The organism is Geodermatophilus bullaregiensis (genome assembly GCF_016907675.1).
GTDB classification, from domain to species: Bacteria; Actinomycetota; Actinomycetes; order Mycobacteriales; family Geodermatophilaceae; genus Geodermatophilus; species Geodermatophilus bullaregiensis.
In genome coordinates this window covers 1,662,801-1,683,037 of the sequence record NZ_JAFBCJ010000001.1, presented here as the reverse complement: position 1 = coordinate 1,683,037, position 20,237 = coordinate 1,662,801, and the positions used below count along the sequence as shown (strand labels likewise).

The window sequence follows — 20,237 nt, the reverse complement described above, 5'->3', positions numbered from 1 at the left end:
CCGTGTGGCCGTCGAGATCCGGGACCTGACCGACGCGGACCTCCCCGCGGTGGTGGCCCTGTCGCTGCGCGCGTGGGCGCCGGTGTTCGCCTCCTTCGAGGCGGTCCTCGGGCCGGCGGTGTACCGGCAGCTGTACCCCGACTGGCGGACGGCGCAGGCCGCGGCGGTGGAGCGGGTGCTCCGGGACCCCGCGGTGGAGGTGCTGGTGGCCGCCGACGACGGCCGACCGGTCGGGTTCGTCGCCGTCGTCGTCCACGACGAGGCGCACGACGAACCCGGCAGCGGGGAGGTCGAGATGCTCGCCGTCGACCCCGCCGCCCAGCGGCGCGGCACCGGCACCCGCCTGCTGGAGGCCGGCCTGGCCGTGCTGCGGGACGCCGGGGTGCGGCTCGCCGCCATCGGCACCGGCGGCGACCCCGGGCACGCCCCCGCCCGCCGCACCTACGAGGCCGCGGGCTTCACCGCGCTGCCGCTGGTGCGCTACTACCGGCTGCTGTGACCGCTCAGCTGGACGCGACCCGGTCGAGGATCGCGGCGGCGAGCGCGTCGGGTGCCTGCTCGGGGATCCAGTGGCTGACGCCGGGCAGCTCGACGAAGCGGTAGTCGCCGGTCACGTGCGCCGCGCAGGCCTCGGCGGCGGTCCGGCCGATCGCCACGTCGGCGTCGCTCCACACGTACGTGGTGGGCACGGCGACGTCGTCCACCGGCGTCGCCGAGCTCATCGCCCGGTACCAGTTCAGCGCGGCGGTCAGCGCGCCCGGCGCCGACAGCACCGCCACGTACTCGTCGATCGCCTCCGGGTCGACGGCGTCCCCGTACATGCGGCGCAGCCGCCGGGCGTCGTCGGCCAGCAGCACCTCCTCGGCCTTGCCCGCCTGCCAGAACAACCGGATGTAGGCCGACCGCTCCTGCTGCTCGGGGTCGCTGCGGAAGGCGGCGGTGAACGCCGTCGGGTGCGGCACCGAGACCGCGGTGAGCGACCGCACCCGGTCGGGGTGCCAGGCGGCCAGCGCCCACGCCACGTTGGCGCCCCAGTCGTGCCCGACGACGTCGGCGACCGGCACCTCCATCGCCGTCATGAGGTCCGCCGTGACCTGCGCGAGGTTGGTCAGCGCGTAGGCCTCCACCTCGGCCGGCCGGGCGCCGGGGGAGTAGCCGAGCTGGTCGACGGCGTGGGTCCGCAGCCCCGCCTCGGCCAGCCGCGGCGTCACGGCCGCCCAGGACAGCGACGTCTCGGGGAAGCCGTGCAGCAGCAGCACCGGCCGCCCGTCCTCCGGTCCGTCGACCCGCACGTCGAGGGTCAGGTCGCCGACGTCCACGCGCAGCAGTTCTCCGGCCATGGTCGGACCGTAGCCGTGCCGCGGACCCGGCTCCCGCGCCCGCTACCGTCGGCGCTCATGACGAGCCCGGAACGCGTGTACGTGCAGGCCCACCTCGACGACCTGCACGCCGACCTCGACGCCTGGTTGCGCATCCCGTCGATCTCCGCCGACCCCGCGCACGCCCCCGACGTCGCCGCCAGCGCCGAGTGGTTGGCCGCGGCCCTGCGGCGCACCGGCTTCCCCGTCGTCGAGGTGTGGGGGACCGCCGGGGCGCCGGCCGTCTACGCCGAGTGGCCCGCGGCCGACCCCGGCGCGCCGGTGGCCCTGGTCTACGGCCACCACGACGTGCAGCCGGTCGACCCGCCCGAGCTGTGGGAGCACCCGCCGTTCGAGCCGACCCGCGTCGAGGGTCCCGACGGCCCGGAGCTGCACGCCCGCGGCGCCATCGACGACAAGGGCAACGTGGCGATGCACCTGCTCGGCATCCGCGCCCACCTGGCCGCCACCGGCCGTGACGCCCCGGCCGTCACGGTCAAGCTGCTGGTCGAGGGCGAGGAGGAGTCCGGCTCCCCGCACTTCGCCGACCTGCTCCGCGAGCGCGCCGACCGGCTGGCCTGCGACGTCGTCGTCGTCAGCGACACCGGCATGGCCGCACCCGACGTGCCCAGCGCCGTCGTCGCCATGCGCGGCCTCGCCGACGCCGAGATCACCCTGCGCGGGCCCGCCGTCGACCTGCACTCGGGCTCCTTCGGCGGCGGCGTGCCCAACCCGCTGCACGCCATGGCCGGGCTGCTCGCCGCCCTGCACGACGACCAGGGCCGGGTCACGCTGCCCGGCTTCTACGACGAGGTCCGGCCGCTCACCGACCGCGAGCGGGAGCTGATGGCCCGCGTCCCCTTCGACGAGGCCGCCTGGCTCGCCGGTCCCGCCGCCTCCCGGGCGACCGCGGGGGAGGCGGGCCACAGCACGCTGGAGCGGATCGGCGCCCGCCCGACCGCCGAGGTCAACGGCGTGTGGGGCGGCTACACCGGCCCCGGCCACAAGACGATCGTCCCGGCCGAGGCGCACGCCAAGCTCACCTTCCGGCTGGTGGCCGACCAGCGCCCCGAGGACGTCGGCCCGCGGCTCCGGCAGTGGGTGGAGGGGCACCTGCCCGAGGGCATCGAGGCCGACGTGCGCACCCCGCCCGGCGGTGTCGCCCCGTGCGCCAGCGACCTCGACTCGCCGCACGTGGACGCCCTGCTGCGCGCCATCGGGCAGGCCTTCGACACCGACCCCGCCGACGTCCTGTTCACCCGCGAGGGCGGCAGCGGCCCCGAGGCCGACCTGGTCGAGGTGCTCGGCGCCCCCCTGGTCTTCCTCGGCGCGGGCCTGCCCACCGACCGCATCCACTCCCCGAACGAGCGGGTGCTGCTGCCGATGCTGTACCGCGGCGCGGAGGCGGCGGCGCACCTGTGGCGCGAGCTCGCCGGCGCGCCCGCCCGGTGACCGCCCCGGAGGAGGGCGGGCGCTTCGGTCCCTACCGGCTGCTCGGGGTGCTCGGCCGCGGCGGCATGGGCCAGGTGCTGCGCGCGCACGACGACGAGCACGAGCGCGACGTCGCCCTCAAGGTCCTGCACCCGCAGTGGGCCGCCGACGAGGGCTTCCGCGAGCGCTTCCGCCGCGAGGCCCGCATCGCCGCCCGCCTCAACGAGCCGCACGTCGTCCCCATCCACCGCTTCGGGGAGATCGACGGCCAGCTGTTCCTCGACGTGCGGCTGGTCGAGGGGGAGGACCTCGCCTCGCTGCCGTCAGCGCGGACGACGCGGCCGACGCCGCGGCCGGCGCCGGTCAGCGGCTGGTCGCCGCCGGGCTCGCCGACGGCGTCGACCCGGCCGGCTGCACGGTGCGGGAACCCGCCGACGGCGTGCTGCGGCAGGTGGCCTGCCCCGCGGTCGAGGACGGGCCGACCAGCACCACCGCCACCGCCCACGAGGGCGACGGCGCCGCCGCGGCGCTGTCCGCCGACGTCGAGCGCCGGCAGCTGGGGCGGCTCGGGTCACGGACCGACTGCGGATCCACCGTGGACGGGCCGGGCCCGAGCGGGTGGCTGCCGGTCGTCGATCCCGGCGCCGGCACCGGTGCCGACACCGGCGAGGTCGAGGTCGGCCGGCTGGCCTGCTGGGTCGACGACGACGGCGACTCCGTGCTCGCCTGGACGTGGGACGACCTCGGCACCTACTCGGTCGCCGAACAGCGCGGCGGCGGCGAGGACGGGCTCCGCGCCCTGCTCAGCTGGTGGGGCAGCAACGGGGACCGCGGCTACAGCTGACCCGGCCGACTCCCGCTGCCGGGTGACGCGGACCGGCGGGTCCGCGGTCCTACGCTGACCGCGTGACGGGGTCTGGGCAGCCGAGCGCACCGGCAGGGTGGTACCCCGATCCGGACGGTGCCGCCGGGATGGTGCGCTGGTGGGACGGCGGCGGCTGGTCCGACGTCACGACGCCGGCCGGCCCCGGCGTCGCGGTCCGGGCCGCACCGGTGACCGCGCCCCCGCGCCCGCCGCTCGCCCCGTCGGACGGGAGCCCGTGGCAGGCCGCGCCGCCGCGGCCGGCCGCCCGGGCGCGCACCGCCCGGCTGGTCGCCGGCGGGGTGCTGGCGGTGGTGGTCGTGGTCGTCGTGGCGCTCGTCGTCGGCCTGTCCGGGGGCAGCGACACGACCGTCGCCGACCCGCCGCTCGACGACCCGCCGGCCGGCCCGACCTTCCCGCCGGGCACCGTGCGGATCGTCGACGAGGAGGCGGGCATCTCCTACCCCTTCCTCGGCAACGGCTGGTACGAGTACGACCTCCGCCCCATGGCGGAGACCCGCACGACCGCCGGTCAGTACTTCACCACCCAGGAGCAGACGCCCGCGGGGGTCTTCATCGCCCAGTGCACCTCCGGCCCGGTGTCGCCCGGCTACGGCTGGACCGGCCCGGGCAGCGAGCAGGCGACGGTGACGGCGCTGGCCGACCGCGTCCGCGTGGCCTACTACCCGTACCCGAACGAGCGCGAGGTCCTGCGCGACGAGGCGCTCACCGTCGACGGCGCGAACGCCCACCTCATCGAGTTCCAGCTGACCTGGGACGTCGAGGGGTACGACTCCACCGGCGAGCGGGCCGCGCTGCTCGTGATCGACGTCGGCCGGCCCGACCCGGCGCTGCTCTACGTCTCCGTCCCCGACACGCACGCCGAGCTCTACGGCGTCATCGACCGCGTGGTCGCCGGCGTCGACGTGCTCTGACACGGCGGTCCCCCGGGCCCGGCCCGTCGGGCGCCCGGCGCGCGGTGGTGCGGCGTGGTTAGTGTCGGTGCGTGACAACAGCTGGGGCCGACCTGACCGTGCGGCACCCGGTGGAGCGCTTCTCGCTGGACAACGGGCTGCGGGTCGTCCTCGCGCCCGACCGCAGCGTGCCGGTCGTCGCCGTGACCGTCTTCTACGACGTGGGCATGCGCAACGAGCCGGAGGGCCGCACCGGGTTCGCCCACCTCTTCGAGCACGTGATGTTCCAGGGCTCGGCGCACGTGCCGAAGATGGAGCACGCCCGCCTGGTGCAGGCCGCCGGGGGCACGTTCAACGGCTCGACGCACCAGGACTACACCAACTACTACGAGGCGCTGCCGGCCGAGGCGCTCGAGCGCGCGCTGTTCCTCGAGGCCGACCGGATGGCCGCCCCGGCGATCACCGCGGAGAACCTCCGCAACCAGATCGACGTGGTCAAGGAGGAGATCCGGGTCAACGTGCTCAACCGGCCCTACGGCGCCTTCCCCTGGCTGCAGCTGCCGCAGCTGGCCTTCGAGAGCTTCGCCAACACCCACGACGGCTACGGCTCCTTCGTCGACCTGGAGAGCTCCACGGTCGCCGACGCCACCGACTTCTTCTCCCGCTACTACGCCCCGGGCAACGCCGTCCTGTGCATCGGCGGCGACCTCGACGTCGGCGAGACCGAGCGGCTGGTGCGCCGCTGGTTCGGCCCGGTGGAGGCCCGCGACGTGCCCCCGACGCCCTACACCGGGGAGCCCTCCCCGACGCAGGTGCGCTCCGGCGTCGTCGAGGACCGGCTCGCCCCGGCCCCCGCCGTCGCGCTGGGCTGGCGGGTGCCCGACCCGGTCGGCGACCTCGACACCTACCTCGGCACCGTGCTGCTGGCCGAGCTGCTCAGCGAGGGCGACGCCTCGCGGCTGGAGCGCCGGCTGGTGCACGACGACCGGCTGGCGGTGGCGCAGAGCAGCTACGTGGGCCTGTTCGGCGACCCGTTCGACGTCCGCGACGCCACCCTGCTGACCACGCAGGTGCACCACCCGGCCGCGGTGCCCGTCGCCGACGTGCTGGCCGCGGTGCACGACGAGATCGGCCGCGTGGCCGCCGAGGGCGTCGAGCCGGAGGAGCTGACCCGGGTCCAGGCCCGCACGAGCGCCCAGCTGCTGCGCCAGGCCGACTCGGTGCTCGGCCGCACCCTGGGCTTCGCCGCCGCCGAGCTGGTGCACGGCCGCGCGGAGCTGGCCGGCGAGCTCGCCGCCCGGCTGGCCGCGGTCACCCCCGACCAGGTGCAGGCCGCCGCGAAGGGGCTCGATCCCGGCACCGCGGCGGTGCTCGAGCTGCGCGCCACCGGGGGTGCCCGGTGAGCGCGCCGGTGCTCGACCTCGACCTCGTCCCGCCGCTCGGCGAACCCCGCCCGCAGCCGGTCCCCGAGGTGGCGACGACGACGCTGCCCAGCGGGCTGACCGTCGTCGTCGTCCCGCGGCCCGGCGTCCCGCTGGTGGAGCTGCGGCTGCGCGTGCCGTTCGCCGCCACCTCGCCGCGCGGCGCCGCCCAGCACACCGCCCGGGCCTCGGTGCTCTCCGGCGCGGTCCTGCTCGGGACGAACCGGCACGACGCCACGGGGATCGCCGAGCTCCTGCAGGGCCACGGCGCCGAGCTGTCGGTGGCCGCCGACCCCGACCGGCTGCTGTTCTCCACGACGCTGCTGTCCGAGGGGCTCGCGCCCGTCCTCGGCGTGCTCGCCGAGGTGCTCACCCGGGCGGCCTACCCGACCGACCGGGTGGACGCCGAGCGCGACCGGGTGGCCGAGCGGATCGCCATCGCCCGCTCCCAGCCCGGCGTGATCGCGCGGACCGCGCTGGCCGCCCGCCGCTACGGCACCCACCCCTACGCCGCCCAGCTGCCCTCGCCCGAGCTGGTCGGCAGGGTCGGGGCCGCCGCGCTGCGCAGGCTGCACCGCGAGCGGGTGCTGCCCGCCGGCAGCACGCTGGTGCTCGTCGGCGACCTCGACACCGCCGCGGCCACCGACGCCGTCGCCGCCGCGCTGGGGGAGTGGACCGGTGAGGGCACCGCGGCCGTCGCCCCGCCGGCCCCGACGCTGGCGGCCGGCCACCTCGAGGTGGTCGACCGGCCCGGCGCGGTGCAGTCCAACATCCGCCTCGGCGGGCCGGCCCCCGGCCGCACCGACCCCGACCTGCCCGCCGTCCGGCTGGCCAGCATGGTCTTCGGCGGCTACTTCTCCTCGCGGCTGGTCGAGAACATCCGCGAGCGGCGCGGCTACTCCTACAGCCCGCGCAGCGCCGTCGACCACCTCGCGGCCGCCTCCTCCTTCCTCGTCGAGGCCGACGTCGCCACGGAGGTCACCGGCCCGGCGTTCCTGGAGACCTGGGCCGAGCTCGGCCGGATGGCGCTGGCCCCGGTCACCGACGCCGAGCTGGACGCCGCCCGCCGCTACGTGCTCGGCAGCATGGCGCTGTCCACCGCGACGCACGCCGGGCTGGCCGGCACGCTCTCGGCGCTGGCCGGCTCGGGCCTGTCGGCCGAGTGGCTGGCCGAGCACCAGCGCGCGCTGGCCGAGGTCACCGTCGAGCAGGTGCAGGAGGCCGCCCGCCGGTACCTGGCGCCGGCCACGCTCACCGGCGTGGTCGTCGGCGACGCCGAGCGGGTCACCGACGCGCTGCGCGCCCTCGGCCCGGTCGACGTCACCGCCAGCGCCGCCGCGACCGCACCGGAGCCGGCGTGAGCGTCCCGCCGGGCGGCAGCACCCCGGCCGACGTCGCGCCGACCCGCGACCAGTGGCCGGCCGGCACGCCGCCGACGACCGGTGCCGTGCCCGTGCTGTCCCGCTCGGCGCACGACCGGGCGCACCTGTCCCGCGCGCTGCCCGACCCCACCGGCGGGCGGCCGGTGCGGGTGCTCACCGTCGACGAGCGCCGCACGGTGCCCGTGCACGAGGGGGACGACGGCCCGTCGCTGGTGTGGGACGAGCAGCCCACGCTGCCGATCGGCGCGGTCTACCTCGGCGAGGCCGACGGCGTGCCCTACGCCGCGGTCCGCGGGGAGCGCGCGCTGGCGGTCAACGGCCGGCCGGTGGACAGCTGGTCCGGGCTGCGGGAGGTCGGCGCCGACCTCGGGGACCTCGACGCCGGCCTGCTCGCCGAGGCGATCGGCATCCTCGAGTGGCACGAGCGCGCCCGGTTCAGCCCCCTCTCGGGTGCCCCCACCACCATCGAGCGGGCCGGCTGGGTGCAGCGCGACCCGGTGACCGGTGTCGAGCTCTTCCCGCGCACCGACCCCGCGGTGATCATGCTGGTGCACGACGGCGGGGACCGCTGCGTGCTGGGTCGCCAGGCGGTGTGGCCGCCGGGGCGGTTCTCCATCCTCGCCGGGTTCGTCGAGCCGGGGGAGTCCGCCGAGGGCGCGGTGGCCCGGGAGGTGGCCGAGGAGGTGGGCCTCGCGGTCACCGACATCCGGTACGTGAGCAGCCAGCCCTGGCCGTTCCCGCAGTCGCTGATGCTCGGCTTCGTCGCGCGGGCCGAGGGCGACCTGGAGCTGCGGCTGGACCCCACCGAGATCGAGGAGGCCCGCTGGTGGACCCGCGAGGAGCTCGCCTCCGGCCGCGGTCCCGAGGCGCTGCCGCCGCCGGTGTCCATCGCCCGGCACATCATCGACCGCTGGCTGGCCGGCGACCTCGGCTGAGCCACGATCAGGGACCCTGATCGTGCAGCGTCCTCCCTGACCGTGCACCGTGCGGGAGGACGCGCTGGGATCAGGTCCCCTGATCATCGCGGGCCCGTGAAGCGGCCCTGGAGCACCAGCGCGGGGTGCTCCGGCCGGTCGGCGAGCACCACGGCGTCGGCCAGGGCGACGGGGTCGACCTCGTCGTCGTAGCGGTCGAAGGCCGGCAGCTCCCACGCCTGGCCGGCCGGGAAGCGCCGGCGGCGTGCGGCCGGGGCCACCCGCAGGTGGACGACGACGTCGAAGGCCAGCCCGACGCCCTGCAGCAGCGGCCCGGGCACCAGCAGCACCCCGCCGGGCGGTGCCGGGCGGTAGGCGACGCGGGCGGCGCGGTCCCGGGCGACGTCCCACAGCACCGGCAGGTACTCACCGGGACCGCCGGGGCCGACCCGGTCGAGGACCTCCCGGGCCAGCGCCCCGGTGTCGAGCCAGTCGGTGTAGCGGGCGTCGGGGTCGGTGCGGCCGTGCTCGAGGCGCAGCGAGGCGGGGCGGAGGAACCCCGCGGCCGGGACGACGGCCGCGGGCCGGCCGAGGACGGGCAGCCGCTCGGCGACCGCGGCGGCGAGCGCCTCCGGAGCGGCGACGTCGGGACCGTCGACGGCGACCCGTGCGGCGGCGGCCCCGGGCAGGGGCTCGACCCCGGCGAGGAGGGCGGCCAGCCGGTCGGCCAGCGCGCCCGGGGTCAGCGGCTCCGGTCCGCTCAGCGGCGGCCGTCCGCGGGGGACGCCGGGCCGGGGCGCGTGCTGCCCCGCTCGACCCGCCGGACGGGGTGCCTGCGCGGCGCGGGCGGGAGCGCGGACGGCGCCGCCTCGGCGGCGGGCGCGTCGGCGACCGGCGGGGGGACGACGTGACCGCCCGGTCGGGGCGGCTCGGCGGGCAGCCGCTCCAGCGTCGCGAGCACCTCGGCGGCGAGTTCGTGCACGGGGCGGCCGAACGAGCGGGCCTGGGCGCGCAGCGCCTCGAAGGCCGCCCGCGGTGCGGTGGTGTGCCGCTCGGCGAGCACCCCGATGGCCCGCTCGGTGACCACGCGGGAGGCCAGGGCGTGCTCGAGCTGGGCGACCGTGCGCTCCAGCGCGGCGATCCGGGCCTCGCGCGGATCGGCCGGGAGCTCCTCGGCGCCCGCACCCCGGGCGGCCCGGCGGGCGGTGCGGTCGGGCTCGGCGGGGGAGCCGAGCTCCTCGGCGACGAGGTCGGCCAGCGACATGCCCTCGAGCAGGTCGCCCACGTCCTCGGCACGCCCGGGCGCGAACACGCTCCACCCGCGGCCGGTGCGGGCGACGACGACGGCCGGCCGGTCCTCCGACACGTCCGGGGACGCGGGCGGGCCGGGTGCGGCGACGGCGGGGAGGTGCACGGCGTCCGAGGTCACGACAGCGGCTCCCGGGAGGTGGTCCGGCCGGGCGGGCCGGGGACGGTCGGGCGGTCACGGTCGCGACCCGCCAGGGCTCGATGATGCACCGCCGGGTGCCGGTGACCGTGCACCACCCGCCGTCTCAGGCGCCGGGCTGCTGCGCCAGCTGTGCCTTCACCTGGTCGATGCTGGGGTTGGTCAGGGCACTGCCGTCGGCGAAGACGAGGGTCGGCACGGTGCGGTTGCCCCCGTTGGCGCGCATGACGACGTCGGCGGCGGACTCGTCGCGCTCGATGTCGACCTCGGCGTAGGAGATGCCCTCGATCTGCATCATCTTCTTGAGCCGCACGCAGTACCCGCACCAGGTGGTGGTGTACATCGTCACGGCGGCGGGTGCGGCAGTCACTCGAGGTCCTCCCAGGGGGTCGGTCGGTGCGGACGCGCGGCGTCCCGCGGGATCAACGCCCCGACCGCGGCGGACCTTCCCCGGTGCTCCCCGGCCGTCGTCCCCAGGTCCGGGGTGTCCCCGCCGTCCGTCGGTGCCGGCTGGGAGGATCGGGGGCGGTCCCCCCGACCACCACCGTGCTCGTCCTCAGGAGGGAACCGCATGCCGCGGACAGCCGACGCACCCGGACGCGGTGCCGGGGCTCCGGCGCCCTCCACCGCCGGCGCCGAGGCGGTGCTGGCCGGGCTCGACGAGGAGCAGCGGACGGCGGCGCAGGCGGTCACCGGACCGGTGTGCATCCTCGCCGGCGCCGGCACGGGCAAGACCCGCACGATCACCCACCGCATCGCCTACGGCGTGCACACCGGCGCCTTCGTGCCCGAGCAGGTGCTCGCGGTGACCTTCACCGCCCGCGCGGCGGGGGAGCTGCGCACCCGCCTGGCCGCCCTCGGCGTCGGCGGGGTCCAGGCCCGCACCTTCCACGCCGCGGCGATGCGCCAGCTGCGCTACTTCGCCCCGCGCGTGCTCGGCGGGCCGCTGCCGCCGCTGGTCGAGAACAAGCTGCGGGTGGTCGCCTCCGCTGCCACGCGGGCGCGGCTGACCACCGACCGCACCAGCCTGCGCGACCTCGCCAGCGAGATCGAGTGGGCCAAGACGACCCTGGCCACGCCCGAGGACTACCCGAAGCGGGCCGCGGCCGCGGGCCGGGAGCCGCCGTTCGACGCGGCCGCCGTCGCCCGGGTGTACGCCTCCTACGAGTCGGCCAAGCAGCGCGACGGGTCGCTGGACTTCGAGGACCTGCTGCTGGTCACCGCCTTCGCACTCGAGGAGCACCCCGACGTCGCCCGGCAGGTGCGCGCGCAGTACCGCACCTTCGTCGTCGACGAGTACCAGGACGTCAACCCGCTGCAGCAGCGGCTGCTCGACGCCTGGCTCGGCGGGCGGGCCGACGTCTGCGTCGTCGGCGACCCCAACCAGACGATCTACTCCTTCACCGGCGCCGACCCCGACCACCTGCTCGGCTTCGCCGACCGCTATCCCGACGCCGAGGTGGTCAAGCTCGAGCGCGACTACCGGTCCACCCCCCAGGTCGTCGCACTGGCGAACAAGCTCATCGGCCAGGCGCCGCCGCGCCGGGGGCTGCCGGGACTGCGGCTGCTCGGTCAGCGCGCCGAGGGCCCCGCACCGCGCTTCCTCGAGCACGCCGACGAGCCCACCGAGGCCGCCGCCGTCGCCCAGGCCTGCCGCGCGCTGGTCGAGGCGGGGACACCGGCGTCGGAGATCGCCGTCCTGTTCCGGATCAACGCCCAGTCGCAGGTGTACGAGTCGGCGCTGACCGACGCCGGCGTCCCCTACGTCCTCAAGGGCGGCGAGCGGTTCTTCGAGCGGCCGGAGGTGCGCGAGGCCGTCGTCCTGCTGCGGGGAGCGGCCGCCGGCGGCAGCGAGCCGGGCGCGCTGGTGCCCACCGTGCGCGACGTGCTCGCCTCGACCGGCTGGGTCGAGCACCGGCCGCCGGCCGGTGGCGCGGCACGCGACCGCTGGCAGTCGCTGGCCGCGCTGGTCGACCTCGCCGTCGACCTCGTCGCCGAGGACCCGACGGTCGACCTGCCGCGCTTCGTCGCCCACCTCGCCGAGCGGGCCGACGCCCAGCACGCGCCCACCGTCCAGGGCGTCACCCTCGCCTCGATGCACGCGGCCAAGGGCCTGGAGTGGGACGCGGTCTTCGTCGTCGGCCTGGTCGACGGCGTGCTGCCGATCGCCCAGTCCCTGTCGCGGCCCGAGGCGGTGGAGGAGGAGCGGCGGCTGCTCTACGTCGCCGTCACCCGCGCGCGCGAGCAGCTCACCCTCTCCTGGTCGCTGGTGCGCAACCCCGGTGCCCGCAGGCCCCGGCCCCGCAGCCGGTTCCTCGAGGGCCTGGTGCCCGGCTCCACGCCGTCGGCGGCACCCGTGCCGCGCAAGGCCAAGAAGGTCAAGGTCGTGCTCGAGGGCGAGGCGGGGGAGCTGTTCGAGCGGTTGCGCGCCTGGCGCAGCAGCACCGCGCAGGCGGCCTCGGTGCCGGCCTACGTCGTCTTCACCGACGCCACCCTGCAGGCCATCGCCGAGGCGAGGCCGGCCAGCCTGCACGAGCTGTCGGGACTGCCGGGCGTCGGCGCCCGCAAGCTCGAGCTCTACGGCGACGAGGTCCTGGCCACCGTCAGCGGCTGACCGCTCACGGCCGGTGCCGACGGGACGGGCCGGCACCGGCGGGTCCCACGGGTGGCGGACGGCGTCGTTAATTGCGTTGCGCCGGGTCCGTGACCGCCCCTACTGTCCGGTCTGCGCCTGACGGAACCCACTCGGGCGCGCCACACCGAGCCGGCCCGACCGCCGGCTCCGACCCCGGGAGGAGGGGTACCTGTGATCAGCACTCCGTGCATCGGCACCCCCGCCGGGGTCTCCGGCCCGGGTGCGCTCGCCGTGCGTGCGCTGCAGGCCCGCCCGCTGGGCGGCGTCGTGCCGTCTGCTCGCCCGCGGTACGCCGTCGTCCGCTCCATGACGCCGTTCGACCTCACCGGCAGCGGCTCGGCGGCCGCCACCGTCGCCGTGCGCGGCACCGGTCTGCCCGCCGTCGGCGTCCCCTCCACCGATCTCCCCGGCACCGGCGCCTTCGGTATCAGCGTCCTCGGCACCGGCGTCCTCGGTATCAGCGTCGTCGGCACCGGCGTCTTCGGTATCGGCACCGCCTCCACCGACCCGAAGTCCACCCACCAGCGCACCACCCTCGGGATCCACTCCTCGAGGAGACCGCAGAGCTAGCCGCTCGTCCGGTCCTCCTCGAGGCCGCGGAACCCGAACCCGGGATCCGCGGCCTCTTCGTTTCTCGCGGCACCCGGCCCCGACCACCCGGTCGGCGGGCCCCGCCGGCCGCGCAGACGACGAGTACGAGGAGGAGCGGCAGTGCAGCAGACGATCGCCCGCCCGACGTCCCACCGCCGACCCGGGCTCCCCCGGACCGGTGGCGCCACCCCGAGGACACCGCACACGCCGCTGGCCCCGGCACCGGTGCGGCGCCCCCTGCCGTGCCGCGGGTCCGACGACCCGGACCTGTGGTTCGCCGAGAGCCCCGCGCTGCTCGAGCAGGCCAAGGTCCTGTGCGGCGAGTGCCCGGTCCGCGACGCCTGCCTGGCCGGTGCGCTCGACCGCGGCGAGCCGTGGGGCGTCTGGGGCGGCGAGATCTTCGAGCGGGGTGTGGTCATCCCGCGCAAGCGCCCGCGGGGCCGTCCCCGCAAGGTCGTCGCGGCCTGACCGCGGACGGCACCCGACAGCGACACCCGATCCCCCTGCGGGCACCGACGCCCGCCGAGCACCGAGGACCCGAGATGAACACGTACGAGTACGACCTCGCCACCAGCCGGTTGCGCGAGCTGCGCGCCGAGGCCGAGACCGCCGGCCGCGTCCGCCGGCTGCGGGCCGCCCGCCGGTGGGCCCGGCGCGCCGAGTACGCCACCCGGCGTGCCGCACGCGCCAGCGCCGCCGTCCGCTGACGGACGGCACCACCCGGGGGAGCGCCGCTCCCCGACCGGCCGAGGCCGGGTCCCGGACGCTCCCGGTGCGTCCGGGACCCGGCCTCCGTCGTCGCGGGGGTCGGGTCAGCCGGCGAAGCCCGGCAGCCACTCCTCGCAGACGCTGCGGTAGTCGGCAGCGGCGTCGAGCTGGCAGAGCACGCCGATCGAGCCGATCGTCACCCGGTGGATGAGCAGGTAGGCCGGCGGCAGGTTCAGCTGGCGGCCCAGCCGGCTGGCCTCGCTGCGCGGGTCGGCCAGGCGGGCGGCCTGGTCCTGCATCCACGCGCGGGTGAAGCGGAACCCGTGGCGCTCGATCGGCTCGAGCATCGGCCGCAGGTAGTCGAGCACCCCCGAGGCGTCGACCTGCACGCCCGGACGGATGAAGCCCTCCGCGCGCAGGTCGGCGAGCACGTCCTCCGCACGCCCCTCCAGCGCCCACCGCACCAGGCGGCCGATCGGCTCGGGCAGGCCGTCGGGCAGCCGGGCGGTGGCGCCGAAGTCGATGACCCCGAGGCGGTCGCCGTCGACCAGCCGGAAGTTGCCCGGGTGCGGGTCGGCGTGCAGCAGGCGGGCCCGCCACGGAGCGGAGAAGTGCAGCACCGCCATGAGGTGACCGGCGCGGTCGCGCTGCTCCCGGGTGCCCTCCGTGATGACCCGGGACAGCGGCAGGCCCTCCAGCCACTCGGAGACGATCACCTTGGGGGCGCTGGCGACCACCCGCGGGACGACGATCTCGGGGTCGCCGGCGTAGGCGGCGGAGAACTGCCGCTGCGCGTCGGCCTCCAGGCCGTAGTCCAGCTCCTCGACCACCCGGGCCTTGAGCTCGGCGATGAGCGGCTTGACGTCCAGGCCGGGGAACAGGGCGGCGAACAGCCGGGCGAAGCGCGCCAGCTGGTTGAGGTCGGCCATGAGCGCGGTCGCCGCACCCGGGTACTGGATCTTGACGGCGACCTCGCGGCCGTCCCGCCAGATCGCGCGGTGCACCTGGCCGATGCTGGCCGCCGCGGCCGGGGCGTCGTCGAACTCGCGGAAGCGGGTCCGCCACGTGCCGCCGAGCTGCTGGGCGAGCACCGCGTGCACGGTGCGCACCGGCATCGGCGGCGCCTCCTCCTGGAGCTTGACCAGCGCCTCGCGGTACGGCGCGGCCATCTCCTCGGGCACGGCGGCCTCGAACACCGACAGCGTCTGGCCCAGCTTCATCGCCCCGCCCTTGAGCTGGCCCAGGACGGCGAACAGCTGCTCGGCGGTGCGCTGCTGCAGCTCCGCGGTGACGGCGTCGGCCGGCTGGCCCGACAGGCGCTTGCCGATGCCGAGCGTGGCGCGTCCGGCCGCCCCCAGGGGGAGCGAGGCCAGTCGCGCGCTGCGCGAGATCGAGCCCCGCGGGATCCCCCGTGCGTCGTCGCTCACCGTGCCATTGTCCCCTGCGGAGCGCCTGCACCGCTGACGGGACCGTGGACGGCGTCCCTTCAGGACCGCGGCGGCCGCGTCGTCCCGGTGCAACCGCACCCCGGGTGCGGCGGCCACCGGCGCAGGCGGGGCACCAGGTCGGGTGGCCGCAGCTCGACGACGGCCGAGAGCGCCGCCGGGCTGCCGCTGCCGTCGAGGTAGGCCAGCGCCTGCTGGACGGCGGCCAGTGCGGTGGCCCAGCAGGTGAGCGTGGCGCCGCTCGGCGCGGCCGCGCCGCCGGTGAGCTGGGCGGCCAGCACCGGCCACCGCGGATCGGCGTCGCGCCGGTGCAGGTCGGCGCACCGCAGGCAGCTGGTCACCCCGGGCACCACCAGCGGCCCGACCACGCCGGTCTCCCCGCGCACGGTCGCGACCAGGTGCGCCACCCCGGCGTCGCGCAGCCCGGCCACCAGCGGGTCGGAGGCGGCCCAGGGCCGGGCGAGCACGACGAGGTCGGGGACGGCGCCCGCCGGCAGCGGCCGCAGGTCGGTGAGCGGGCTGGCGCGCCGGACGGCGTCGGCGGCGGCCACGCCCCGGGGCCGCCCCTCGTCGGCCGCCGTCAGCCCGCCGACGACGGCGTCCCCGGCGTCCACCGTGCCGTCGTCGCGGACCGCCACGCGGCCCACCCCGCTGGCCGCGAGCAGCGCCGCCACCGGGACGCCGACCCGTGTGGCGCCCTCGACCGCCACCGACGCCGTCCGGCGGGCGCGCCAGCGGGAGGTGCCGGCGCGGTCGCGGGCGGCGGGCAGCTCGGCGGCGGTGCGCGCCGTGGCGGCCGGACCGGTGTTGGAGGCGAGCAGGTCGGCGGCCTCGAGGTCGACCAGCGTGCCGGTGGCCCGCAGGCCGTCGAGCAGGTGGCCGACCGAGCCGGGGTCCAGGCCGGCCGCGCCGGCGTCGGCGAGGACCGCCCGCTGGGCGCGCCGGCCGTCCAGGCCGCGCAGCAGGCCCGCGACCAGCGACGGGTCGGCGCCGACCAGCAGGCCGTCGGCGCCCTGGACGCCGCCGACCTGGAGGGCGTCGGGCCCGTGCCGCAGCAGCGGTGTGCCGGGGGGCAGGAGGGGGTGGGCGGTGTCGGACACCGGGGCAGGGTGGCAGCGGACGGGCCCACCCCGCTGCCGCTGTCCACAGGGCCGTGGACGCGGACACGAGGCCGTGGACGCGGACGGCGGCGCCCCGCGGTGCGGGACGCCGCCGTCCGAGCCCCTGCAGGGGAGTCCTTCGTTCAGGCCTTGCCGAGGATCCGGTTCATCTTGGTGCCGCACACGGGGCAGGTGCCCTGGGCCATCCGGCGACCGGACTCGCTGACCTTGACCTCGCCGTCGAAGTCCCGCTTCTCCTTGCACTTCACGCAGTAGCCGTTGTAGCTCTCCGCCACGGTGCCTCCTCCTCGTCGGGCCGCTCGGCGTCCGTCCCGGGCGCCGCCGTCGCCGGGAGACGCTACCCGGACGGGCCCCGGTGTCCGGCGCGACCGGCGGGTCCGTCCCGCCCGCGCACCCACAGCCTGTGGACGGGCCTGTGGAGCGCGTGGGGACACGGCGGCGTGTCGCTGTGCGGATCCGGGGGACCGGCGTGGGCGCGCCGCCCGCCGTCCCGCCGGTGACGCAGCTCCCACCTGCACGGACACCGTCCGCGACGCTGTGGACGGGCAGACCGCGCGCGCTGTCCACCGTCCGTGCGACTCGTACCCGTGCGGGTGGCGCCCGCGGGTACGCCCGCCGCCGGCGGTGACTACGGTCCAGGCGTGCCCGGCTCGACCTCCGACCGCTCCTCCGGCCCCCTTTCCGCACCGGGGCCGGTCGAGGTGCGCCGCAGCGCGCGTCGCCGGCGGACGGTGACCGCCTACCGGGAGTCGGGCCGGACGATCGTGCTCATCCCGGCGGCCTTCACCCCGGCCGAGGAGCGGCGCTGGGTGGCGCAGATGGTGGCCAAGCTGCAGACCCGCGAGGAGCGCCGGCGGCGGTCGATGGGCGGGGACGCCGAGCTCATGGCGCGGGCGCGCGCGCTGGCGGCCGCGCACCTCGACGACGTGCCCCGGCCGACCAGCGTCCGGTGGGTGGACAACCAGCAGCGGCGGTGGGGCTCCTGCACGCCCGCCGACGGCAGCATCCGGCTGTCCAGCCGGCTGCGCACGATGCCCGAGTACGTCGTGGACTACGTCCTGGTGCACGAGCTGGCCCACCTGCTGGAGGCCGGCCACGACGCCCGCTTCTGGGCCCTGGTGGCCCGGTACCCGCGTGCGGAGCGGGCCCGCGGCTTCCTCGAGGGCGTCGAGTCCGCCCGCGCCGACGCCGCCGACAACGGTGACGCCGAGGACGCGGGCGACCTGGTCGACTGAATCCGCGGTCGGCTCAGCGGGCGGCGGCGTCCCCGTCCGGCCCCTCGTCGGTGTCGTCGCCCGGCGTCTCCGGCGTCCGGGGGCCGGCGTCGTCGGCGGTGAGCCGGCGCAGCTCGTCGTCGACGGCCTGGCGGGCGACGAAGTCCATCGGCTCGTCGAGGTCCTCGGAGGTGGGCAGCAGGTCGGGGTGCGACCAGAGCCGGTCCCGCTCGGCGGTGCCGTACCGCTGCGCCATGGCTCCCCACACGGTGGCCGCGTCGCGGAGCCGGCGCGGGCGCAGCTGCAGGCCGACCAGGGTGGCGAAGGTCTGCTCGGCCGGGCCGCCGGAGGCGCGGCGGCGGCGCATGGTCTCGGCCAGGGCGTCGTGCCCGGGCAGCCGCTCGCCGGCCGCCGCCGCGACGACGGCGTCCACCCAGCCCTCGACCAGCGCCAGCAGCGTCTCCAGCCGGCGCAGCGCCATCTGCTGCTCCGGCGTCTCCTCCGGCTCGAGCAGCCCGCTGCCGAGCAGCTCCTGGATGCTCTCCGGGTCGGACGGGTCGAAGCCGCCGCCCATCGAGCCCATCGCGTCGGTGAGCCCGCGCTCGATCGCCTCGCGGTCGATGGTGATCCCGCGGGCGTAGGCGTGGACGGCGTCGTGCAGCTGCTGGCGCAGCCACGGCACGTGCGCGAACAGCCGCAGCGAGGCGGCCTCCCGCAGGGCCAGGAACAGGCGCACCTCGTCGGCGGGCCGGTCCAGGCCCTCGGCGAAGGCGGCCACGTTCTGCGGCACCAGCGCGCCGGCGCCGGCCGGCGCCAGGGGCAGGCCGACCTCGGTGCCGGTGAGGACCTCGCCGGCGAGCCGGCCGAACGCCTGGCCGACCTGGGCGCCGAACATCAGTCCGCCCATCCGGCCCATGATCCCGGCCAGCGGGCCGGCCATCGCCATGGCCTCCTGCGGCAGCGCGCTGGTCATCGCGGCGACGACCTTCTCGGCCAGCGGGTCGATGAGCGCGCTCCAGGCCGGCAGCGTCTGCTCGACCCAGTCCACGCGCGACCAGGCCAGCGTGCGCTCGACCCCGGAGGGGAGGTCGGTGGCCTGGTCCAGCCACAGGTCGGCCAGCCGCAGCGCCTCGGCCACGGCGGCCCGCTCGGCCTCCGACGTGGGCTGGGTGCCGGTGGCCAGCGCGCTGATCGCGCCCTGGCGGGCGAGGTCCCAGTTGACCGGGCCGCCGGACCAGTTCATGAGCTTCTGCAGCTCGGCGAACAGCGGCATCTTGCCCAGCAGCTCCTCGGGCGTGCCGCCCCCGGCACCACCGGCGCCGAACAGCGCACCGAAGCCGAAGGGGTCGGCGGGGTTCGAGCCCGGCTGGTCACGGCGCTCGGGGTCGCGGTCGGACATCCCGAAGCCGAACGGCAGGTCGCTCATGCCCCCACGGTAGACGCGTGATCACCCCACCGGAGCCCGATCGTGGCGGCCGGCTGTCCGCTCCGGGCGGACGCCGGCCCTCCGGCAGGGGCCCGCCGCGAGCCGGCGAGCGGTGGGGGGCAGGGACGGCCTCCCTGCAGGGGCCCGCCGCGAGCCGGCGAGCGGTGGGAGGCAGGGAGGTCCTTTCTCTAAGCTGGCCGGTCGTGACCCGTCGGATCGCCGTCCTCGCCGTCGGTGTGGTGCTGCTGCTGGTCGCCGGTGTCCTCGGTGCGGCGCTGCCGGTGCCCTACGTCGCCCAGGTGCCCGGCCCGACGTTCGACACCCTGGGCGAGATCGACGGCGACCCGGTCATCTCCGTGCGCGGGCGCGAGCGCAACGACACCAGCGGCAACCTCAACCTGACCACCGTCGGCGTCGGCCGGGCCGGGCTGAGCCTGGTCGAGGCGGTCCGCGGCTGGTTCGACGACGAGGTCAGCGTCGTCCCGGAGGAGTCGGTGTACCCGCCCGACCAGACCGAGGAGGAGATCGAGGAGGCCAACCGGCAGGCCTTCCTCACCTCGGAGGAGTCGGCGGAGGCCGCCGCGCTGGGGGAGCTGGGGTACCCGGTGAAGGTGGTCGTCCGGGGGGTGTCCAGTGACGACTCGCCGTCGGTCGGCCTGCTCGAGGAGGGCGACGCGATCGAGTCGGTCGAGGGGCAGCCGACCCCGGACGACGACGTCCTGACCGCCGTGCTCACCGCCATCCCGGCCGGCACCGCCGTCGAGGTGGGCTACACCCGGCTGGGCGAGCCCGGGACCGCCACGGTCACCACCGCCGCGGCGCCCGGCCGCGACGGCTCGGTGCTCGGCGTGCTGGTCGGCCAGCAGCCCTCGGCGCCCTTCGACGTCGACATCGACGTCGCCGACGTCGGCGGCCCCTCGGCGGGCCTGATGCTCACCCTCGGCATCCTCGACCTGGTGGGCGACACCGACCTGACCGAGGGCGCCGTCGTGGCCGGGAGCGGCACGATCGACGAGGTCGGCACGGTGGGCCCGATCGGCGGCATCCAGCTCAAGATGGTCGCCGCGGCGGAGATCCGCGCCGAGCTCTTCCTCGTGCCGGCCGACAACTGCGCCGACGCCCTCGCCGCTCCGCAGCCCGGCCTGACCCTGGCCCGGGTCGCGGACCTCGACGACGCCCTGGCCGCCCTGACCGACCTGCGCGAGGGCCGGACCCCCGTGGGCTGCTGAGGTCCGGCGGCCGCGCGGGCGGCGGGCGAGGGCAGCCGCCCGCCGTGCACCCGGCCGCTTAGGGGAAGCTGGCGGCCGGCAGGGGACTCCCGGGGAACCCGGTGCCGCGCCGGACGTTGGTCGGGGCGACACCGGACGG

Annotated in this window: 21 protein-coding genes; 13 read left to right on the top strand and 8 right to left on the bottom strand. The window is 77.1% G+C overall.

Annotated elements, in window-relative coordinates; genetic code table 11:
• Positions 1-4 precede the first annotated feature (4 nt).
• Positions 5-499, top strand: a complete 495-nt coding sequence (locus JOD57_RS07845; RefSeq protein WP_204691360.1) for a GNAT family N-acetyltransferase — start codon at positions 5-7, stop codon at positions 497-499.
• Between the two features lie 4 nt (positions 500-503).
• Here the strand turns inward: JOD57_RS07845 and JOD57_RS07840 are convergent, their stop codons facing one another.
• Entirely contained in the window at positions 504-1,340 is an 837-nt protein-coding gene (locus tag JOD57_RS07840; RefSeq protein WP_204691359.1) for an alpha/beta fold hydrolase, read from the bottom strand.
• Between the two features lie 57 nt (positions 1,341-1,397).
• Between JOD57_RS07840 and JOD57_RS07835 the strand changes: the two genes are divergently transcribed.
• The 6 genes from JOD57_RS07835 to nudC all read left to right on the top strand — a co-directional run bounded on the left by JOD57_RS07835 (position 1,398) and on the right by nudC (position 8,303).
• On the top strand, positions 1,398-2,810 hold the full coding sequence (locus JOD57_RS07835) for a M20/M25/M40 family metallo-hydrolase (protein WP_204691358.1): 1,413 nt from the start codon (positions 1,398-1,400) through the stop codon (positions 2,808-2,810).
• A gap of 397 nt (positions 2,811-3,207) precedes the next feature.
• Positions 3,208-3,633: a hypothetical protein gene (locus JOD57_RS07825; RefSeq protein ID WP_204695058.1), complete on the top strand. Its 426-nt coding sequence runs from the start codon at positions 3,208-3,210 to the stop codon at positions 3,631-3,633.
• Positions 3,634-3,695: 62 nt separating this feature from the next.
• Positions 3,696-4,586 carry a DUF2510 domain-containing protein gene (locus JOD57_RS07820; RefSeq protein WP_204691357.1) on the top strand — a complete coding sequence of 297 codons (891 nt, stop codon included), beginning with the start codon at positions 3,696-3,698 and terminating at the stop codon, positions 4,584-4,586.
• A 71-nt stretch (positions 4,587-4,657) separates the two neighbouring features.
• Entirely contained in the window at positions 4,658-5,968 is a 1,311-nt protein-coding gene (locus JOD57_RS07815) for a M16 family metallopeptidase (protein ID WP_204691356.1), read from the top strand.
• Entirely contained in the window at positions 5,965-7,347 is a 1,383-nt protein-coding gene (locus tag JOD57_RS07810) for a M16 family metallopeptidase (protein WP_204691355.1), read from the top strand. The genes JOD57_RS07815 and JOD57_RS07810 overlap by 4 nt, the downstream gene beginning before the upstream one ends.
• Positions 7,344-8,303, top strand: a complete 960-nt coding sequence (nudC, locus tag JOD57_RS07805; RefSeq protein ID WP_204691354.1) for an NAD(+) diphosphatase — start codon at positions 7,344-7,346, stop codon at positions 8,301-8,303. The genes JOD57_RS07810 and nudC overlap by 4 nt, the downstream gene beginning before the upstream one ends.
• Positions 8,304-8,386: 83 nt before the next feature.
• Here the strand turns inward: nudC and JOD57_RS25250 are convergent, their stop codons facing one another.
• The 3 genes from JOD57_RS25250 to JOD57_RS07790 form a co-directional block, all read right to left on the bottom strand.
• Positions 8,387-8,698: a nucleoside/nucleotide kinase family protein gene (locus JOD57_RS25250; RefSeq protein ID WP_239568261.1), complete on the bottom strand. Its 312-nt coding sequence runs from the start codon at positions 8,696-8,698 to the stop codon at positions 8,387-8,389.
• A gap of 344 nt (positions 8,699-9,042) precedes the next feature.
• Positions 9,043-9,711: an ANTAR domain-containing protein gene (locus tag JOD57_RS07795; protein WP_204691353.1), complete on the bottom strand. Its 669-nt coding sequence runs from the start codon at positions 9,709-9,711 to the stop codon at positions 9,043-9,045.
• A gap of 124 nt (positions 9,712-9,835) precedes the next feature.
• Positions 9,836-10,099: a mycoredoxin gene (locus tag JOD57_RS07790; RefSeq protein WP_204691352.1), complete on the bottom strand. Its 264-nt coding sequence runs from the start codon at positions 10,097-10,099 to the stop codon at positions 9,836-9,838.
• Between the two features lie 201 nt (positions 10,100-10,300).
• Between JOD57_RS07790 and JOD57_RS07785 the strand changes: the two genes are divergently transcribed.
• The 4 genes from JOD57_RS07785 to JOD57_RS07770 all read left to right on the top strand — a co-directional run bounded on the left by JOD57_RS07785 (position 10,301) and on the right by JOD57_RS07770 (position 13,662).
• Positions 10,301-12,343 (top strand): ATP-dependent helicase, encoded by a 2,043-nt coding sequence (locus JOD57_RS07785; protein WP_204691351.1) that lies wholly within the window; start codon positions 10,301-10,303, stop codon positions 12,341-12,343.
• 192 nt (positions 12,344-12,535) lie between these two features.
• Entirely contained in the window at positions 12,536-12,934 is a 399-nt protein-coding gene (locus JOD57_RS07780; RefSeq protein ID WP_204691350.1) for a hypothetical protein, read from the top strand.
• 141 nt (positions 12,935-13,075) lie between these two features.
• Positions 13,076-13,423 carry a WhiB family transcriptional regulator gene (locus tag JOD57_RS07775; protein ID WP_372440238.1) on the top strand — a complete coding sequence of 116 codons (348 nt, stop codon included), beginning with the start codon at positions 13,076-13,078 and terminating at the stop codon, positions 13,421-13,423.
• Positions 13,424-13,497: 74 nt separating this feature from the next.
• Positions 13,498-13,662: a hypothetical protein gene (locus JOD57_RS07770; protein ID WP_204691349.1), complete on the top strand. Its 165-nt coding sequence runs from the start codon at positions 13,498-13,500 to the stop codon at positions 13,660-13,662.
• 105 nt (positions 13,663-13,767) lie between these two features.
• Here the strand turns inward: JOD57_RS07770 and JOD57_RS07765 are convergent, their stop codons facing one another.
• The 3 genes from JOD57_RS07765 to JOD57_RS26755 all read right to left on the bottom strand — a co-directional run bounded on the left by JOD57_RS07765 (position 13,768) and on the right by JOD57_RS26755 (position 16,504).
• Positions 13,768-15,090, bottom strand: coding sequence for an ABC1 kinase family protein (locus tag JOD57_RS07765; protein WP_204691348.1), 1,323 nt, complete (start codon positions 15,088-15,090; stop codon positions 13,768-13,770).
• 59 nt (positions 15,091-15,149) lie between these two features.
• Positions 15,150-16,208, bottom strand: coding sequence for a ThiF family adenylyltransferase (locus JOD57_RS26180; RefSeq protein WP_204691347.1), 1,059 nt, complete (start codon positions 16,206-16,208; stop codon positions 15,150-15,152).
• 143 nt (positions 16,209-16,351) lie between these two features.
• Positions 16,352-16,504 (bottom strand): DUF5679 domain-containing protein, encoded by a 153-nt coding sequence (locus JOD57_RS26755; protein ID WP_012950213.1) that lies wholly within the window; start codon positions 16,502-16,504, stop codon positions 16,352-16,354.
• Between the two features lie 366 nt (positions 16,505-16,870).
• Here JOD57_RS26755 and JOD57_RS26750 point away from each other — a divergent pair, with 366 nt between their 5' ends.
• Positions 16,871-17,464: a M48 metallopeptidase family protein gene (locus JOD57_RS26750; RefSeq protein ID WP_307824548.1), complete on the top strand. Its 594-nt coding sequence runs from the start codon at positions 16,871-16,873 to the stop codon at positions 17,462-17,464.
• A gap of 13 nt (positions 17,465-17,477) precedes the next feature.
• Here the strand turns inward: JOD57_RS26750 and JOD57_RS07745 are convergent, their stop codons facing one another.
• Positions 17,478-18,869 (bottom strand): zinc-dependent metalloprotease, encoded by a 1,392-nt coding sequence (locus JOD57_RS07745; protein ID WP_204691346.1) that lies wholly within the window; start codon positions 18,867-18,869, stop codon positions 17,478-17,480.
• 203 nt (positions 18,870-19,072) lie between these two features.
• Between JOD57_RS07745 and JOD57_RS07740 the strand changes: the two genes are divergently transcribed.
• Positions 19,073-20,098: a YlbL family protein gene (locus tag JOD57_RS07740; protein WP_204691345.1), complete on the top strand. Its 1,026-nt coding sequence runs from the start codon at positions 19,073-19,075 to the stop codon at positions 20,096-20,098.
• Positions 20,099-20,237: the final 139 nt, after the last annotated feature.

Excerpts from the sequence above, each read along its gene's own strand:
- JOD57_RS07840 (WP_204691359.1), bottom strand. The coding sequence starts at position 1,340 with ATGGCCGGAGAACTGCTGCGCGTGGACGTCGGCGACCTGACCCTCGAC.
- JOD57_RS07835 (WP_204691358.1), top strand. The coding sequence starts at position 1,398 with ATGACGAGCCCGGAACGCGTGTACGTGCAGGCCCACCTCGACGACCTG.
- JOD57_RS07785 (WP_204691351.1), top strand. The coding sequence starts at position 10,301 with ATGCCGCGGACAGCCGACGCACCCGGACGCGGTGCCGGGGCTCCGGCG.
- JOD57_RS07770 (WP_204691349.1), top strand. The coding sequence starts at position 13,498 with ATGAACACGTACGAGTACGACCTCGCCACCAGCCGGTTGCGCGAGCTG.
- JOD57_RS07745 (WP_204691346.1), bottom strand. The coding sequence starts at position 18,869 with ATGAGCGACCTGCCGTTCGGCTTCGGGATGTCCGACCGCGACCCCGAG.